At 68.5% G+C, this 16,720-nt stretch carries 15 protein-coding genes; 7 read left to right on the top strand and 8 right to left on the bottom strand.

What is annotated here, in order from left to right; genetic code table 11:
- The first annotated feature begins 5 nt into the window (after window positions 1–5).
- The 4 genes from trpC (at window position 6) to lexA (ending at window position 3,251) form a co-directional block, all read left to right on the top strand.
- On the top strand, window positions 6–797 hold the full coding sequence (gene trpC / locus TW83_RS00590; protein WP_045980826.1) for an indole-3-glycerol phosphate synthase TrpC: 792 nt from the start codon (window positions 6–8) through the stop codon (window positions 795–797).
- Window positions 794–1,267, top strand: coding sequence for a cyclic pyranopterin monophosphate synthase MoaC (gene moaC / locus TW83_RS00585; RefSeq protein ID WP_045980825.1), 474 nt, complete (start codon window positions 794–796; stop codon window positions 1,265–1,267). Before trpC ends, moaC begins: the two co-directional genes overlap by 4 nt.
- The gene (gene glp / locus TW83_RS00580) at window positions 1,264–2,445 is read left to right on the top strand and encodes a gephyrin-like molybdotransferase Glp (protein ID WP_045980824.1); all 1,182 of its coding nucleotides are present in this window, start codon (window positions 1,264–1,266) and stop codon (window positions 2,443–2,445) included. The genes moaC and glp overlap by 4 nt, the downstream gene beginning before the upstream one ends.
- 89 nt (window positions 2,446–2,534) lie before the next feature.
- Window positions 2,535–3,251, top strand: coding sequence for a transcriptional repressor LexA (lexA, locus tag TW83_RS00575; protein ID WP_045980823.1), 717 nt, complete (start codon window positions 2,535–2,537; stop codon window positions 3,249–3,251).
- 32 nt (window positions 3,252–3,283) lie between these two features.
- On the opposite strand, the gene hemC is transcribed toward lexA, so the two are convergent.
- The gene (gene hemC / locus TW83_RS00570; RefSeq protein WP_045980881.1) at window positions 3,284–4,222 is read right to left on the bottom strand and encodes a hydroxymethylbilane synthase; all 939 of its coding nucleotides are present in this window, start codon (window positions 4,220–4,222) and stop codon (window positions 3,284–3,286) included.
- Between the two features lie 74 nt (window positions 4,223–4,296).
- Between hemC and hemE the strand changes: the two genes are divergently transcribed.
- Complete coding sequence (gene hemE / locus TW83_RS00565; RefSeq protein ID WP_045980822.1) at window positions 4,297–5,325, top strand: uroporphyrinogen decarboxylase; 1,029 nt, start codon at window positions 4,297–4,299, stop codon at window positions 5,323–5,325.
- Here the strand turns inward: hemE and TW83_RS00560 are convergent.
- The 6 genes from TW83_RS00560 to TW83_RS00535 all read right to left on the bottom strand — a co-directional run bounded on the left by TW83_RS00560 (window position 5,322) and on the right by TW83_RS00535 (window position 10,810).
- Complete coding sequence (locus TW83_RS00560; protein ID WP_045980821.1) at window positions 5,322–6,302, bottom strand: SPOR domain-containing protein; 981 nt, start codon at window positions 6,300–6,302, stop codon at window positions 5,322–5,324. The two genes, hemE and TW83_RS00560, sit on opposite strands and share 4 nt — an antisense overlap.
- A 69-nt stretch (window positions 6,303–6,371) precedes the next feature.
- Complete coding sequence (upp, locus tag TW83_RS00555; protein ID WP_187427352.1) at window positions 6,372–7,001, bottom strand: uracil phosphoribosyltransferase; 630 nt, start codon at window positions 6,999–7,001, stop codon at window positions 6,372–6,374.
- A complete protein-coding gene (locus TW83_RS00550; RefSeq protein WP_204245701.1) occupies window positions 7,001–7,966 on the bottom strand; it encodes an adenosine deaminase in 966 nt (321 codons plus the stop codon). Before TW83_RS00550 ends, upp begins: the two co-directional genes overlap by 1 nt.
- Window positions 7,957–9,135, bottom strand: a complete 1,179-nt coding sequence (locus TW83_RS00545) for a phosphopentomutase (RefSeq protein WP_045980819.1) — start codon at window positions 9,133–9,135, stop codon at window positions 7,957–7,959. Before TW83_RS00545 ends, TW83_RS00550 begins: the two co-directional genes overlap by 10 nt.
- Entirely contained in the window at window positions 9,132–10,415 is a 1,284-nt protein-coding gene (locus tag TW83_RS00540) for a thymidine phosphorylase (RefSeq protein WP_052714519.1), read from the bottom strand. Before TW83_RS00540 ends, TW83_RS00545 begins: the two co-directional genes overlap by 4 nt.
- Window positions 10,412–10,810, bottom strand: a complete 399-nt coding sequence (locus TW83_RS00535; protein WP_045980818.1) for a cytidine deaminase — start codon at window positions 10,808–10,810, stop codon at window positions 10,412–10,414. The genes TW83_RS00540 and TW83_RS00535 overlap by 4 nt, the downstream gene beginning before the upstream one ends.
- Before the next feature lie 142 nt (window positions 10,811–10,952).
- On the opposite strand from TW83_RS00535, the gene TW83_RS00530 reads away from it, so the two are divergent.
- Complete coding sequence (locus TW83_RS00530) at window positions 10,953–13,232, top strand: NADP-dependent malic enzyme (protein WP_045980817.1); 2,280 nt, start codon at window positions 10,953–10,955, stop codon at window positions 13,230–13,232.
- A 174-nt stretch (window positions 13,233–13,406) separates the two neighbouring features.
- Window positions 13,407–15,293, top strand: coding sequence for a propionyl-CoA synthetase (locus TW83_RS00525; RefSeq protein ID WP_045980816.1), 1,887 nt, complete (start codon window positions 13,407–13,409; stop codon window positions 15,291–15,293).
- Here the strand turns inward: TW83_RS00525 and aroA are convergent.
- Window positions 15,290–16,621: a 3-phosphoshikimate 1-carboxyvinyltransferase gene (gene aroA, locus TW83_RS00520; RefSeq protein ID WP_045980815.1), complete on the bottom strand. Its 1,332-nt coding sequence runs from the start codon at window positions 16,619–16,621 to the stop codon at window positions 15,290–15,292. The two genes, TW83_RS00525 and aroA, sit on opposite strands and share 4 nt — an antisense overlap.
- Between the last annotated feature and the right edge of the window lie 99 nt (window positions 16,622–16,720).

The following is a 16,720-nucleotide window of genomic DNA, read 5'->3' as shown; positions in this document are numbered from 1 at the left end:
GGGGCATGGATATTCTGGACAAGATCAAGGCCTACAAGCTGGAAGAGATCGCCGCCGCCAAGGCCGCGCGTCCGCTGGCCGACCTCGACGCGCAGGCCCGTGCGGCCGACGCCCCCCGCGGCTTTGCCCGCGCGCTGGACCGGGCCGCAACTGGCGGCCCCGCCCTGATCGCCGAGATCAAGAAGGCCAGCCCGTCCAAGGGCCTGATCCGGCCCGATTTCGATCCGCCATCGCTGGCCCGTGCCTATCAGGCGGGCGGCGCGGCCTGCCTGTCGGTGCTGACCGACGGCCCCAGCTTTCAGGGCGCGCCCGCGTTCCTGACGGCTGCGCGCACCGCATGCGACCTGCCGGCGCTGCGCAAGGATTTCCTCTACGACACCTATCAGGTGACCGAGGCCAGGGCCTGGGGCGCGGACTGCATCCTGATCATCATGGCCTCGGTCGACGACGCCCAGGCCCGCGACCTGGAGGATGCGGCGATGGGCTGGGGCATGGATGTCCTGATCGAGGTGCATGACGCGCCCGAACTGGACCGCGCCCTGCGCCTGAAATCGCCGTTGATCGGCGTGAACAATCGCAATCTCAAGACCTTCGAGGTCACACTTGACGTAACGCGCGACCTTGCACCGCGCATCCCCGACGACCGCCAGTTGGTTTGCGAAAGCGGGCTGTTCACCCCGGCGGACCTGGGCGCGATGATGCAGACCGGCGCGCGGCGCTTCCTGATCGGGGAAAGCCTGATGCGTCAGGCCGACGTGACCGCCGCCACCCGCGCCATACTGGACGTCGCAGCATGACCCTGACGCATTTCGACGCCGCCGGTCAGGCGCATATGGTCGACATCTCGGCCAAGTCCGAAACCGCGCGCGAAGCTGTGGCCACGGGCTGCGTTATCATGACACCGGAAACGCTATCCCTGGCGCAGGGGGGCGCGGCCAAGGGCGACGTGCTGGGCGTGGCGCGCCTGGCGGGCATCATGGGCGCAAAGCGCACCGCCGATCTGATCCCGCTGTGCCATCCGCTGGCGCTGGCCAAGGTCGCGGTCGACCTTGTGGCCGATCCAGACCTGCCCGGTATCCGCGTCACCGCGACCGTCCGCACCACCGGCCGCACCGGGGTCGAGATGGAGGCGCTGACCGCCGTCACCACCGCCTGCCTGACCGTATACGACATGCTGAAGGCAGCTCAGAAGTCGATGGAAATTCAGGACATCCGCCTGCTGCGCAAGGACGGCGGCAAGTCCGGCCCCTACGAGGCGCCGCGATGATCTCGGTCGCCGAGGCCCTTGAACGCGTTCTGGCCCTTTCCAACCCGCCGCGCCCCGAGATTGTGTCCCTGGCCGGCGCCCATGGCCGCGCCCTGCTGCAGCCCGCCGTGTCCCGGCTGACCCAGCCCCCCTTCGATGCGTCCGCGATGGACGGCTATGCGATGCGGGCGGTCGATCTGGACGACGCCCTGACCGTGATCGGCACCAGCGCGGCAGGCCATCCGTGGGGCGGCACTGCCTGCCCGGGCACCGCCATCCGCATCTTCACCGGTGCACCGGTGCCGCAAGGCTTTGACCATGTCGAACTGCAAGAGAACGTGGACCGCGACGGCGACGTGATCCGCGTTGTGACCCAATCCGGGGGCAGCAACATCCGGGCGCGCGGCAACGATTTTGCGCAAGGCGATACCGTCGCGCCGGGGATCATCTTGGGCGCCGCTCATATCGGTCTGCTGGCTGCGATGAACGTTGACAATGTCACGGTCGCCGCGCGCCCCCGCGTCGTCATCCTGGCGGGCGGAGACGAGTTGGTTCCCCCCGGCACGGACCCTGCGGAGGGTCAGATCATCAGCTCGAACGACCTGGCCATTGCGGCCATGGTCCGTGATGCTGGCGGTGAGCCGCATATCCTGCCGATCGCGCGCGACACCGAGGACAGCCTGCGTGCCAGTTTTCGCGCGGCGGCGGACGCGGATCTGCTGGTCACCATCGGCGGCGCATCGGTCGGCGACCATGACCTGATCGGCAAGATGGCGCAGGAACACGGTATCGACCAGGCCTTCTACAAGGTCGCGCTGCGTCCCGGAAAGCCGCTGATGGCGGGCCGGATGGCGGAAGGCGCCATGCTGGGCCTGCCGGGAAATCCCGTTTCGGCAATGGTTTGCGCGGTTCTGTTCATGCAGCCCCTGATCCGTGCGATGCAGGGGCTTCCGGCGGATGCGCCGTTGCGCAAGGCAAGGCTGGCCCATGACCTGCCGGCTGAAGGACCCCGTCAGCACTACCTGCGGGCGACATTGGCTGCGGGCGAGGACCTGCCCCTGATCGCGCCCTTTGCGGATCAGGATTCGGCACGGCTGGCGCTGATGGCGCAGGCGAATGCGCTGCTGGTTCGTCCGCCGCATGATCCGGCCAGATCGGCGGGCGATTCGGTCGATTACATTCCCCTTGCCGCTAGTTAACTGTTTTTTCACCCTTTCACGGTCAACTGATTGACGCGATTCTGTGGATAAGCTAGAACAGACGCGGAACACGAAGAAAAGGGCGGGCCATGTTGACGAAAAAGCAGATCCAACTGCTTGAGTTCATCCAGAGGCGGATGGCACGGGACGGCGTGCCGCCTTCCTTCGACGAGATGAAGGATGCTTTGGACCTGCGGTCCAAGTCCGGCATCCACAGGCTTGTGACCGCGCTGGAAGAGCGAGGCTTCATCCGGCGCCTGCCGCATCGCGCCCGCGCGCTCGAGGTGCTTCGCCTGCCCGACGCCCTGTCCCACCTGACCGACGCCGCCCCCGAAGAGACGCGTCCGGCCTTCACGCCGCGCGTCATCTCGAACACGCGCCCCGCCCGCCCGCGCGGCGCCATGACGGTCGTCGACAGCCCTGCGGTTCAGCTGCCCCTGATGGGCCGTATCGCCGCCGGTGTGCCGATCGAGGCAATTTCCGAAGTGTCGCACCATGTCGCGGTGCCGGGAACGATGCTGTCGGGCCGTGAACATCATTACGCGCTTGAGGTGACGGGTGATTCAATGATCGAGGCCGGCATCAACGATGGCGACGTCGTGGTGATTCGCGAACAGGACACTGCGGAGACGGGCGACATCATCGTGGCCTTGGTGGACAATCAGGAAGCCACCCTGAAACGCTATCGTCGCAAAGGATCGATGATCGCGCTGGAGGCCGCCAATCCGGCCTACGAGACGCGTCTTCTTCCCGAAGACCGCGTGCGCATCCAGGGCCGGCTGGTCGGACTGATCCGCAGCTATTGACTCGCTTGCCGGGGCATTGCCCCGGCATATCCTCAGGCCATCAGAAAGCCGGGTCCGGCGCGGGACAGCAGTTCTTCTGCCAGATCCGTTCCCATGGCCGCACCATCCGACGCAAGACCATCACGGACACCGGCGACGACCTCGCTGCCATCCGGGCGCAGGATTTCACCACGCAGCCTCATGCGGTCACCATCCAGTGTGGCAAGCCCCGCGATAGGCGTCTGGCACGACCCGTCCAAGCGGCGCAGGAACGCGCGCTCTGCCTCGATCCGTAGCGCCGTTAGCGGATCGTTGATCGACGACAGCAGCATCGCACAGCCCTGATCGTCGACACGACGCTCAATACCGATGGCCCCCTGTGCGACAGCGGGCAGCATCTCGTCCGGATCGATGGCGCTTTGGGCGACATGACGCATGTCCAGCCGCGACAGTCCTGCCATTGCCAGGAAGGTCGCCACGGCCACCCCGTCTGCAAGCTTCTGCAGGCGCGTCTGCACATTCCCCCGAAATTCCACCAACTGCAGATCGGGACGACGGTGTGCCAATTGGGCGCGCCGGCGCAGGCTGGAGGAGCCCACGACCGCGCCCTGCGGCAGCGCGGTGATCGAGGCTACGTGCGGGCTGACAAAGGCGTCCCGAACATCCTCCCGCGGCAGCAGGCAGTCGATCACCAAGCCGTCCGGTTGCAGCGTGGGCATATCCTTCATCGAATGCACGGCGATGTCGATCGCGCCCTCGGTCAAGGCCTCCTCGATCTCGCGGGTGAACAGGCCCTTGCCGCCGATCTGCGACAGGGGGCGGTCCAAGACCCGGTCGCCGGTGGTCTTGATCGGAATGATCTGGAACGCGTCCTGCGGCAGGCCATGCGCAGCCATCAGGCGATCGCGCGTCTCATGGGCCTGCGCCAGGGCCAGGACCGATCCGCGCGTGCCGATCCGAAGCGGTCGGGTGGGGGTGGGCATCTGTGTCATGCGCCACGGCATAGCCGCCGGGGCTGCGCTTGACAACGCCTGTCGCCTGACCTTCAAGGGGCGCAGGAGGCCCCATGACCAAACTTCTGCTGCGCGCCCTGGCCGGCGAGACACTTTCCACCCCGCCGATCTGGATGATGCGTCAAGCCGGGCGCTATCTGCCCGAATACCGTGCGACGCGCGCGCAGGCGGGCGATTTCCTGTCGCTGTGCTACAATCCCGACCTTGCCGCCGAGGTCACCCTGCAGCCGATCCGCCGCTTTGGCTTTGATGCCGCGATCCTTTTTGCCGACATCCTGCTGATCCCCCAGGCCTTGGGCGCCGACCTGTGGTTCGTCACCGGAGAAGGACCGCGGCTGTCCACCGTGACCAGCGCGTCGGATTTCGCGCGGCTGAAACCGGCGGATCAGGTCGATGCGCAGCTGGCACCCGTCTATGAGACGCTGCAGATCCTGTCACGCGAACTGCCGCGGGAAACCACGCTGATCGGCTTTGCCGGCGCGCCATGGACGGTCGCGACCTACATGGTTGCGGGCCGCGGCACCAAGGATCAGGGACCTGCGCATCTGCTGAAGGATCAGGACCGCGCGACATTCGCCGCGTTGATCGACCTGATCACGGATGCCACGATCCATTACCTGTCACGTCAGATCGAGGCCGGGGCCGAAGTCGTCAAGCTGTTCGACAGCTGGGCCGGCAGCCTGAAGGGCCAGGATTTCGACGACTTCGCGATCGCTCCGGCCAAGCGGATCATCGCCGCGCTGAAGGCGCGTCATCCCGGCGTGCCTGTCATCGCATTCCCCCGTGAGGCGGGCGAGCGTTATGTCGGGTTTCGGGCGGCGGTCGGAGCCGACTGCGTCGCGCTGGACAATTCGGTGTCGACCGATTGGGCCGCCCGCCACGTCCAGACCGAGGGCTGCGTCCAAGGCAATATGGACCCGCGGCACATGGTCATGGGCGGGCCCGAACTTGTCGCCGAGGCGCAGCGGATCACCCGCGCCCTGCGCGGCGGTCCGCATGTCTTTAACCTGGGTCACGGGATCACCCCTGACGCCGATCCCGACAACGTCGCCCGGATGATCGAGGCGGTGCGCAGCGCCTAGCGCGCCACCGCCTTGGGATAGCCGTTCGCCCGAAGATCGTTGAGCGCGGCGATCAGGGCCTGCCGGTCGGTGAAGGGTCCCGCCATGATCAGCCGCAGCGGTTTCGTTCCGTCCGTTGTCCGCCCCTGCCCCGTCGGATAGCCGCGCGCAACCAGCGCCCGCAGCACGATCATCGCGTTCCCCTCGTCGCCATAGGCGCCGACCTGAACATACCGCGCCGATGCCGGGATCATCTCGGGTCCCGGCACAGCCACCGGCGTGGGCGTGGCGACGATGGGCGCCGCAGGGGTCGGCGAAGCCGCACGACGGGTCGTGGCACGCGGTGTCGCGGCAACGGTTGGCCGCGCCGCCTGGGCCGTCCTGACGGCTGCCGGCTCTGGCCGTGGCGGTGCCGCGGTCACTCCCGTGGTCAACGACGCCGTCGCGGTGGCCGCGCGCATGCCGGGACACAGCCCCAAGGTAGAACCCTGCGCGGATGCCGACGGGTCCGGCTTGTAGCCAAGGCGCGCGCACAGCTCCGGGCTGCCCGAAAGGCCGGTGGCCTCGCGCAGCGTCGGCGCCATGGTCAGGGCATCCTGCAGCGCGGTGTGGATCGGATCGGGCACCCGCGACGCGGCCGGTTCCGCGCGGGTTTCGGCCGGGGCCGGGTCCGCGGTCCATTCGCCGGGGCGCAGGTCGCGCGACAGCTGTTCCAGCAGCATGGTTTCGACATCGGGCGGCGGTGCCTGGGTCAGTGGCAGCGCCCGTTCCGTCAGCGGGTCCGTGCGCCGGACGTCCAGGCTGGGGGGAAAGCCGCACAGCGCCTGCCCCTGCCCATCCTGGCGCGCGGTCCAGTCGGCGCCGCTGCGGGTGAAGACGCAGCCGTTGCCGTCGATATACTGCGTCCCCGCGAAATCGGCGGGGGGCGGTGGCGTCGGAGCGGCCTGCGCCGCCCCGCCCAGCAAAAGCATCGCCAAAACCCGCAAGTGCCCGATCATCTGCCATCCAGTTCGTTGTCCTGCCCCAGACCTAGCGCAGAACCGTGAAACGGCGGTTAACGGGCGGCCTTATTTCGTGCCGAACATCCGGTCACCGGCATCGCCCAGGCCCGGGACGATATAGCCGTGATCGTCCAGTCGTTCGTCCAGCGCCGCCGTGAAGATCGGCACGTCCGGATGCGCCTCGCGCATGCGCGCGACGCCTTCGGGCGCGGCCAGAAGGCACAGGAAGCGCATGTTCTTGGCCCCCCGCTCCTTCAACATGTCCAGCGCCGCGACCGACGAATTGCCCGTGGCCAGCATCGGGTCCACCACGATGGTCATCCGCGCGTCCAGTTCGCGCGGCACCTTGCAGTAGTATTCGACCGGCTTCAGCGTCTCGGGGTCGCGATAGAGACCGACGAAGCCCACGCGCGCGCCGGGGATCAGCTCCAGGATGCCGTCCATCAGCCCATTTCCGGCCCGCAGGATCGAGATCAGGGCCAGCTTCTTGCCCTCCAGCGTGGGGGTCTCCATCTCGCACATGGGCGTCTCGATGTGCATGGTGGTCAGTTCCAGCTCTCGCGTGACCTCATAGGCCAGAAGCAGGCTGATCTCGCGCAGAAGGCGGCGGAAACCGGCGGTGGACACCTCTTTCTGGCGCATGATCGACAGCTTATGCTGAACCAGCGGGTGGTCGACGACGGTCAGGTGTTGCATCAGGCGAATTCCTTTTTCAGGCAGTCGCGGGTGGACGCATCGCAGAACGCGGCGTCGGCAGCCCACTGGTTGATCTGTCGGAACTCGGTATCGCCCCAGCCAAAGGTCGACGCAAGCCGATCGTATTCATGGCGCATCGTCGTGTGGAAGAACGGCGGATCGTCGGTGGACACGGTGACCCGCACCCCGGCATCGGCCAGCCGCGCGATGGGATGGGCGCCCCAGGATGGATAGACCCCAAGCGCGATGTTCGATCCCGGACACACCTCCAGCGTCACGCCGCGCTCGACCAGGTCGCGCACCAGCGCAGGGTCGTCGATCGCCTGCACGCCATGCCCGATGCGGGTGCAGCCCAGGTCCAGCGCCTGCCGGACGCTGTCGGGGCCGCCCCATTCGCCTGCATGGCAGGTCAGGCCCAACCCGGCCTCTGCCGCGCAGTCAAAGCTCCAGGCGTAATCGGTGGCCCGACCGACCTGTTCGGCCCCGCCCATGCCGAAGCCGGTGATCCAGCCGCCCGCGGTCTCGGCAGCACAGCGCGCAGTTTTGCGCGCACGATCCGCGCCGAAGTGACGGATCGCGGTGACGATGCCGCGGCTGTCGATGCCATCCGCCCGGGCGCGGTCCGCGACCTCGGTCATCGCGGCCAGATGATCGCGCCAGGCCGACAGGTCCGCACCGCCGCAGAACTCCGGCGAGACGAACAGTTCCGCATAGACCACGCCCTCCTCGGCGCAGCGGTCCAGCACCTCGGCCAGCAGGCGGGCGTAGTCGCGCGGGCCGTTGATGACGCTGGTCGCGGCCTCGTAGCAGCGCAGGAAGCCCGGAAAGTCGTCATAGGCGTAATGCCCGCGCTCGTCGAAGACGCCGGACAGGTCGGCGCGTTTTTCCTTGGCCAGGCCGCGGATAAAATCGGGTGGCGCGGCACCCTCCAGATGCAGGTGCAGTTCGATCTTCTTCATAGGAATGATGTCCCGTGTCGGGGGGCGGGCAGCCCCAGATGCGCAAGGATCGAGGCGCCGATATCGGCAAAGCCCACCTGCCCCACGCCGCGCACGCCCGCGCCCCAGCCCAGCACGGGGGCGCGCTCGCGGGTGTGATCGGTGCCGGACCAGGACGGGTCATTGCCGTGATCGGCGGTGAAGATTGCCAGATCGCCGGGCGACAGCGTCGCCAGGAACCGGCCCGCGACGCCGTCGAACCATTCCAGTTGCGTGGCATAGCCGGGAATGTCCCGCCTGTGGCCGAAATTGGTGTCGAATTCGACGAAGTTGGCGAATGTCAGGCTGCCGGGTTCGGCCTGGGTGCCGAGCCGGACCAGGTGTTCGGCCAGGGCCGCGTCATCTTCGCCCTTGTGCAGGCGGGTGATGCCGCGATGGCTGAAGATGTCGCCGATCTTGCCGATGGCATGGGTGACCCGCCCCGCACCCTGCGCGATGTCCAGGATGGTGTCGCCCGGCGGCGCGATCGCGAAATCGCGGCGGTTGCCGGTGCGACGGAACGCGCCGGGCTGGCCGACAAAGGGGCGCGCGATGACCCGGCCCACGCGCATCGCGTGCAGCATCGGTGACAGGTCGCGGCACAGCGCGATCAGGCGGTCCAGGCCGAACGCCTCCTCATGTGCCGCGATCTGCAGCACGCTGTCGGCCGAGGTATAGCAGATCGGCCAGCCGGTCTGCAGATGCCGGGCGCCGAAGTCGTCGATGACCTGCGTGCCAGATGCATGGCAGTTGCCCAATATGCCGTCGGTCTCCGCCAACTGGCAGATCCGGGCAGTCACGTCGGCGGGAAAGGCGGGATCGGTGTCGGGGAAATAGGTCCAGCCCCACGGCACGGGGACGCCCGCGATCTCCCAGTGGCCAGAGGGGGTGTCCTTGCCGCGCGACACCTCGGATGCCGCGCCCCACAGGCCGCGGGGTTCGGCGCCCAGACCCGGTGCATCCGCGCCCGAGGCCAGCCGCACCGCCGCCCCAAGCCCCAGCCCGTCCAGCACCGGCATCCGCAACGGACGCGCCTGCGCGATATGCCCGACGGTGTTCGTACCGGTATCGGGGCGACCGTCGTTGAAGAAGGCGTGGGCATCGGGCGCGCCGCCGATGCCCACGCTGTCCATGACGATCAGGAACGCCCGGCTCATGCGCCGATCCGGTCGCGGATCAGTGGGCCGGGCTGGCCGTCGCCCAGGACATAGGCGGCCTGCACGGCGGCGATGGCCACCTGTGCCGCCGTGTCGTCGGCGGCGTGGACCATGCCCAGGGGGCGGTCGGGGCCGACCTCCTCTCCCAGCTTGGCCAGGCGGTCCAGGCCCACGCGGTGGTCGATCGCCTCGGCCGCGCGCACGCGTCCGCCGCCAAGCGCCAGCACCGCGTGGCCAAGCGCGGTCACGTCGATGCGCCCCACGCGCCCCGCGTCTGGCGCGGGAATGGGCAGGATCAGCGGCGCGCGGGCCAGATGCGCCTCGGGGCGGTCCAGCAGGTCGCGCGGTCCGCCCTGGGCCGCGACCATGCGGCCGAACACCTCGGCCGCGGCGCCGCTGTCCAGCGTGTCGGCCAGACCGTCCGCGGACCGTCCCGCCAGCGTCAGGCATTCCGCCGCCAGCGCCAGCGTCAGGTCGCGCAGCGCCCCGGCCTCGCCCCGCAGGGCGCGGATCGCCTCGTGGATCTCCAGCGCATTGCCGGCGCTGCGGGCCAGTGGCTGATCCATGTCGGTGATGAAGGCAGAGGTGCGGCAGCCCGCCCCGTTCGCGGTCTCGACCAGGGCCTGGGCCAGCCGGCCGGCGCTGTCGGCCTTCTTCAGGATGGCGCCCGACCCCGCCTTTACGTCCAGGACCAGCGCATCCAGCCCCGCCGCCAGCTTCTTCGACAGGATCGACGCGGTGATCAGGTCGATCGATTCCACTGTCCCCGATTCGTCGCGGATCGCGTACAGGCGACGGTCCGCAGGGGCCACGTCGCCCGTGGCCGCCACGATCGCGCAGCCGACGGTGCGCACGATGCGGCGGAAGTCATCCTCCGGCTGGTCGCACAGATAGCCGGGGATCGCCTCCAGCTTGTCCAGCGTGCCACCCGTATGGCCCAGGCCGCGACCCGAGATCATCGGCACGAACACCCCGCGCGCGGCCAGAAGCGGCGCCAGCACCAGCGACACCGTATCGCCGATGCCGCCGGTCGAATGCTTGTCCACCACCGGGCCCGACAGGTCCCATTGCAGGACATGCCCCGAATCGCGCATGGCGCGCGTCAGCGCCACGCGGCCCGCAGGTCCGACGCCCTTGGTCAGTACCGCCATCGCAAAGGCACCCGCCTGCGCGTCGCTGACCGACCCGTCGGCCAGCCCCTGCGCGATCAGCGCCGCGCCCGGCCCGTCCAGGCCCCGCCCGTCGCGGATCGCCGATATGACAGGACGCGGATCCGTCATGTGCGCGCCATGTGGCCCGCGTCGAACCGGCCGGGCAGCAGGTCGCCCACGGTCGTGTGCATCTGCGCGCCGTCGGTCGTGGCCAGCAGGACCGACACCTCTGCGGATGCGAATTCAGCCAGTTTCTGGCGGCAGCCGCCGCAGGGCGGCACGGGGGTCGGGCTGTCGGCGATGACGGCGACCTCGATCAACTCCGTCTCTCCGGCGGCGACCATCGCGGCGATGGCCCCGGCCTCGGCGCAGGTGCCTTCGGGATAGGCCACGTTCTCGACGTTGCAGCCGCGATAGACAGTGCCCGACGCGCCGCGGATGGCCGCGCCGACCTTGAATTTCGAATAGGGCACATAGGCCCGTTCGCGCACGTCGCGCGCCGCATCCAGCAATGACGTCGTCATGGTTCACCCCGTTCGATCTGGCCGCCAATCTGCGCCCGCGGGCGGGGTTGTGCAAGACGCGCGCGGGCGCGCAGAACCCCGCTGTTCCCCGACGTCAGAATGGTTTAACGGTAAACCAATTCCGAAACCGGAGGGGCGAAAGATGGAAGACCGCAGGCAGGACAGCGCAAGACAGGCCGCGCTGGATTATCACGAGTTCCCGCGACCGGGCAAACTGGAGATCCGCGCGACCAAGCCGATGGCCAATGGCCGCGACCTGGCCCGCGCCTATTCCCCCGGCGTCGCCGAAGCCTGCCTGGAGATCAAGGCCGATCCCGCAACCGCCGCACGCTATACCACCAAGGGCAACCTGGTGGCCGTCATCTCGAACGGCACGGCCGTCCTGGGCCTGGGCAACATCGGCGCGCTGGCCTCCAAGCCGGTGATGGAGGGCAAGGCGGTCCTGTTCAAGAAATTCGCCAACATCGACTGCTTCGACATCGAGGTGAACGAGCCCGATCCGGTCAAGCTGGCCGAGATCGTCTGCGCGCTGGAGCCGACCTTCGGCGCGGTGAACCTTGAGGACATCAAGGCCCCCGACTGCTTCATCGTCGAACAGATCTGCCGCGAGCGGATGAACATCCCGGTCTTTCACGACGACCAGCACGGCACCGCCATCGTGGTGGGCGCGGCCGCGACCAATGCGCTGCGCATCGCCGGCAAGCGGTTCGAGGACATCAAGATCGTCTCGACCGGCGGCGGGGCGGCGGGCATCGCCTGCCTGAACATGCTGCTGAAACTGGGCGTCAAGCGCGAGAACGTCTGGCTGTGCGACATCCACGGGCTGGTCCATGAGAGCCGCGACATCGACATGAACCCGCAGAAGGCCGCCTATGCCCAAGCCTCGGACAAGCGCAGCCTGACCGAGGTGATCGACGGCGCCGACCTGTTCCTGGGCCTGTCCGGTCCGGGCGTTCTGACGCCCGAGATGGTCGGCCGCATGGCCCCGCGCCCGATCATCTTCGCGCTGGCGAACCCGAACCCGGAAATCGACCCCGACGCGGCCCGCGCCGTTGCCCCCGACGCGATCATCGCCACCGGGCGCAGCGATTTCCCGAACCAGGTCAACAACGTCCTGTGCTTCCCCTTCATCTTCCGCGGCGCGCTGGACGTCGGCGCGACCACCATCAACGACGAGATGAAGATCGCCTGCATCGAGGGCATCGCCGCCCTGGCCCGCGCGACCACCGCGGCCGAGGCCGCCGCGGCCTATCGCGGCGAGACGCTGACCTTCGGCGCCGACTATCTGATCCCCAAACCCTTCGATCCGCGCCTGATGGGCGTCGTGTCATCCGCCGTGGCCCGCGCCGCGATGGAGACGGGCGTTGCGACCCGGCCCCTGGACGACATGGCCGCCTACAAGCAGAAGCTGGACGGATCGGTCTTCCGATCGGCGCTGATCATGCGCCCGGTCTTCGAGGCCGCGGCCACCGCCACGCGCCGCATCGTCTTTGCCGAGGGCGAGGACGAACGTGTCCTGCGCGCCGCCAATGCCATGCTGGAGGAGACGACCGACGTCCCGATCCTGATCGGCCGCCCCGACGTGATCGCCACCCGCGCCGAACGCGCGGGCCTGCCGATCCGCCCGGATGTCGACTTCGAGATCGTGAACCCCGAGAACGACCCCCGCTATCGCGACTATTGGGAAACGTATCACGGCATCATGGCGCGGCGCGGGGTCAGCCCCGACATCGCCCGCGCGATCATGCGCACCAACACCACCGCCATCGGCGCCGTCATGGTGCACCGGGCCGAGGCCGACAGCCTGATCTGCGGCACGTTCGGACAGTACAGCTGGCACCTGCAATACGTGCGCCAGATCCTGGCCCGTGACGGGCTGCACCCGGTCGGCGCACTGTCGATGATCATCCTGGAAGACGGGCCGCTGTTCATCGCGGACACCCAGTGCCACAACGACCCCACGCCCCAGCAGGTGATGGAGACGGTGATGGGCGCCGCGCGTCACGTCCGCCGGTTCGGCCTGACGCCCAAGATCGCCCTGTGCAGCCATTCGCAGTTCGGCAACACCGACAGCTATTCTGGCCGCAAGATGCGCGACGCCCTGACGCTGCTGGACGCACGCGAGCCCGACTTCATGTATGACGGCGAGATGCATGTGGACGCGGCCCTGGACCCCGAGCTGCGCGAACGCATCTTCCCGACCTCGCGGCTGCAGGGTGTGGCGAACGTGCTGGTCTTTGCGGGCACCGACGCCGCATCGGGCGTCCGCAACGCGCTGAAGATGCGCGCGGGCGGCCTGGAGGTCGGGCCGATCCTGATGGGCATGGGCAACCGCGCCCATATCGTGACACCCTCGATCACCACGCGCGGCCTGCTGAACATGTCTGTGCTGGCCGGCACTCCGGTCACGCATTACGGCTGATTCGGCGACATTTTTGCAAATACTGCGGCGCGGCAAAGGAGGATTTGCTGCGCCGTTCTGTTTGCAAACACGATCGCCGGATTTCTGCTAATCAGCGCATGGTCACGCCGCTAACAAGGTTGCGCGACGCCCCCCTTCCTGCGTAACAAAACCCAGGTTCAGGGAGGGGAGTCCATGTCCTATCAAGATCTCTACGCGCGCTGGAAGGCCGATCCCGAGGCGTTCTGGATGCAGGCCGCCGATGCCATCGACTGGACCCAGCCCCCAAGCCGCGCGCATTTCGACCAGGGCCCCGCCGGGGAATGGTTCGCCGACGGCATGGTGAACACCTGCTGGAACGCCATCGACCGCCATGTCGCGGGCGGTCACGGCGACCGCCTGGCGGTGATCCACGACAGCCCGATGACCGGCAGCGTCAGTCGCCTGACCTATGCCCAGCTGCAGGACCAGGTGGCCCGGCTGGCGGGTGTGCTGGCCGCGCGCGGCATCGGCAAGGGCGACCGGGTCATCATCTACATGCCGATGATCCCCGAGGCGCTGCAGGCGATGCTGGCCTGCGCCAGGATTGGGGCCATCCATTCGGTCGTCTTCGGCGGGTTCGCCGCGCATGAACTGGCGGTGCGCATCGACGACGCCAAGCCCCGCGCGATCATCGCCGCAAGCTGCGGGCTGGAGCCGGGTCGCGTCGTCCCCTACAAGCCGCTGATGGACCGCGCCATTGACGAGGCCGCCCACAAGCCCGACTTCACCATCGTGTTCCAGCGCCCCGAATGCGCGGCCGACATGGTGGCGGGCCGCGATCTGGACTGGCGCCAGGGGGTGGCGGACGCGCACCCGGCCGACTGCGTCCCGGTCGAGGGGAACCACCCGGCCTATATCCTCTACACCTCGGGGACGACAGGCCAGCCCAAGGGTGTCGTGCGTCATACCGCGGGGCATCTGGTCGCCCTGGCGTGGAGCGTGCCGAACATCTATGGCATCGGGCCGGGCGACGTGTTCTGGGTCGCGTCCGACGTGGGCTGGGTCGTGGGGCACAGCTATATCGTCTATGGACCGCTGATCGCGGGCGCGACGACCGTGGTGTTCGAAGGCAAGCCCGTCGGCACCCCCGACGCGGGTACGTTCTGGCGGGTGATCGCGGATCACAAGGTCAAGTCCTTCTTCACCGCGCCCACCGCCATCCGTGCGGTCAAGCGCGACGACCCGGACGGCCGGTTGGTCGGCAAGTACGACCTGTCCGGCCTGCAGGCCCTGTTCCTGGCAGGCGAACGTGCCGACCCCGACACCGTCACCTGGGCCGAGGATCGGGTCAAGGTTCCGGTGATCGACCACTGGTGGCAGACGGAGACCGGCTGGCCCATCGCCGCGAACCCCTTCGGCGCGGGGCTGATGCCCGTGAAGAAGGGCAGTCCGACCCTGCCCATGCCCGGCTACGACGTGCAGGTCCTGGACGAGGCCGGGCACCCGGTCGCCCCCGGCACCCTGGGCGCGATCGCGATCAAGCTGCCCCTTCCGCCCGGCACCCTGCCCACGCTGTGGAACGCCGAGGATCGGTTCAACCGCGCCTATCTGCAGCATTTCCCCGGCTTCTATGAGACCGGGGATGCGGGTTACGTCGACGATGACGGCTATGTCTGGATCATGGCGCGCACCGACGACGTCATCAACGTCGCGGGCCACCGCCTGTCCACGGGCAGCATGGAGGAGGTTCTGTCCAGCCATCCTGCCGTCGCGGAATGCGCGGTGATCGGGGTCGCCGATCCGCTGAAGGGACAGGCGCCTCTGGGCCTTCTGTGCCTGAAGAAGGGGGTCGAGACCGAGCATGCCCAGGTCGTGGCCGAAGTGGTGCGCATGGTCCGCGACCGCATCGGGCCCGTCGCGGCCTTCAAGACCGCCTGCGTCGTCGATCGCCTGCCCAAGACGCGGTCGGGCAAGATCCTGCGCGCGACCATGGCCAAGATCGCCGACGGCGAGACGGTCAAGGCGCCCGCCACCATCGACGACCCCGCCATCCTGGACGAGATCCGCCGATCCCTGGCCGGGATCGGCTATCCCGCCTAGTCCAGCGTCGCGCCCAAGCGGGTCATCAGCGGCACGAAGTCGGGGAAGGACGTGGTGATCGGCCCCGCGTCGTCGATGGTGACGGGCTGCTGGGTCGCAAGGCCCAGGATCAGGAAGCTCATGGCGATGCGGTGGTCCAGATGGGTCACCGCATGGCCGCCGCCCGCCACCTGCGCCGCGCCGTGAACGGTCATGGTGTCGCGCGTGTCCTCGACCGTGACGCCGTTCGCGCGCAGGCCCACGGCCATCGCATCGATGCGATCACTTTCCTTGACGCGCAGTTCCGCGACGCCGTTCATCACCGTGGTGCCGTCGGCGAACGCGGCGATCACCGACAGGATCGGGAATTCGTCGATCATGCTGGCCGCACGATCGGCAGGCACGGTCACGCCCTTCAGCGGGCCGTGGCGCACCAGCAGGTCGGCCACGGGCTCTCCGCCCTCCTCGCGCGGGTTCTCGAAGGTGATGTCGGCGCCCATCTCCAGCAGGGTCACGTACAGGCCGTCCCGCGTCGGGTTGCGGCTGACGCCCGGCACGCGAATTTCGGACCCCGGCACGATCAGCGCCGCAGCCACCGGAAAGGCCGCACTGGACGGATCGCGCGGCACGGCCACGGGCTGCGGGCGCAGTTCAGGGCGGCCGGTCAGGGTGATCTTGTGGCCTTCGGACGTGGTCTCGGTCCGGATCTGCGCGCCGAACCCGGCCAGCATGCGTTCGGAATGATCGCGCGTCGGTTCGGATTCGATCACCACCGTGTCCCCCGGCGCGTTCAGCCCGGCCAGCAGGATCGCCGACTTGATCTGGGCGCTGGCCACGGGGGTGCGATAGGTGACGGGCACCGGATCGGCCGCGCCCTGGATGGTGATGGGCAGACGCCCCCCCTCGCGCGCGGTGACCTGGGTGCCGAACTGCGACAGCGGGTCCGTCACCCGCGCCATCGGACGACGCGACAGGCTGGCGTCGCCGGTGAAGGTCACGCTGATCGGCGTGGTCGCGACCGCACCCATGATCAGACGCACGCCGGTGCCCGAATTGCCGCAATCGATCACATCGGCCGGGCTGGAGAAGCCGCCCACGCCCACACCATGCACCGACCACTCTCCCGGCCCGTGCTGCGTCACCTGCGCGCCAAGCGCCTGCATAGCGCGGGCAGTGTCCAGCACGTCCTGGCCTTCCAGCAGGCCGGTGATGCGCGTCTCTCCGATGGCCATCGCGCCCAGGATCAGGGCGCGGTGGCTGATCGACTTGTCCCCCGGCACCAGCGCCTCGCCCGACAGGGGGCCGGTGCGGCGGGCGGTCATCGGACGGGGGTCTGCGGAATGCGACATGGGCCTACCTCGTGGTTTTGCCGCGCCTTTTAGCCCGCCCGGCGCGCCCCTGCCACCATCATCTTGAGGCCGGCGCCCCCGCGCCATAGAAGGGGGCCA

Origin of the sequence: Paracoccus sp. S4493 (genome assembly GCF_000967735.1) — a bacterium.
Classification (GTDB): Bacteria; Pseudomonadota; Alphaproteobacteria; order Rhodobacterales; family Rhodobacteraceae; genus Paracoccus; species Paracoccus marcusii.
The sequence above is the reverse complement of the archived record's forward strand: the minus strand, read 5'-3'. Positions and strand labels throughout refer to the sequence as shown.

Bases quoted from the DNA above. Each gene is read 5' to 3' on its own strand.
- trpC (WP_045980826.1), top strand. From the start codon at position 6: ATGGATATTCTGGACAAGATCAAGGCCTACAAGCTGGAAGAGATCGCC.
- moaC (WP_045980825.1), top strand. From the start codon at position 794: ATGACCCTGACGCATTTCGACGCCGCCGGTCAGGCGCATATGGTCGAC.
- glp (WP_045980824.1), top strand. From the start codon at position 1,264: ATGATCTCGGTCGCCGAGGCCCTTGAACGCGTTCTGGCCCTTTCCAAC.
- lexA (WP_045980823.1), top strand. From the start codon at position 2,535: ATGTTGACGAAAAAGCAGATCCAACTGCTTGAGTTCATCCAGAGGCGG.
- hemC (WP_045980881.1), bottom strand. From the start codon at position 4,222: ATGACACAGATGCCCACCCCCACCCGACCGCTTCGGATCGGCACGCGC.
- hemE (WP_045980822.1), top strand. From the start codon at position 4,297: ATGACCAAACTTCTGCTGCGCGCCCTGGCCGGCGAGACACTTTCCACC.
- TW83_RS00560 (WP_045980821.1), bottom strand. From the start codon at position 6,302: ATGATCGGGCACTTGCGGGTTTTGGCGATGCTTTTGCTGGGCGGGGCG.
- upp (WP_187427352.1), bottom strand. From the start codon at position 7,001: ATGCAACACCTGACCGTCGTCGACCACCCGCTGGTTCAGCATAAGCTG.
- TW83_RS00545 (WP_045980819.1), bottom strand. From the start codon at position 9,135: ATGAGCCGGGCGTTCCTGATCGTCATGGACAGCGTGGGCATCGGCGGC.
- TW83_RS00540 (WP_052714519.1), bottom strand. From the start codon at position 10,415: ATGACGGATCCGCGTCCTGTCATATCGGCGATCCGCGACGGGCGGGGC.
- TW83_RS00535 (WP_045980818.1), bottom strand. From the start codon at position 10,810: ATGACGACGTCATTGCTGGATGCGGCGCGCGACGTGCGCGAACGGGCC.
- TW83_RS00530 (WP_045980817.1), top strand. From the start codon at position 10,953: ATGGAAGACCGCAGGCAGGACAGCGCAAGACAGGCCGCGCTGGATTAT.
- TW83_RS00525 (WP_045980816.1), top strand. From the start codon at position 13,407: ATGTCCTATCAAGATCTCTACGCGCGCTGGAAGGCCGATCCCGAGGCG.
- aroA (WP_045980815.1), bottom strand. From the start codon at position 16,621: ATGTCGCATTCCGCAGACCCCCGTCCGATGACCGCCCGCCGCACCGGC.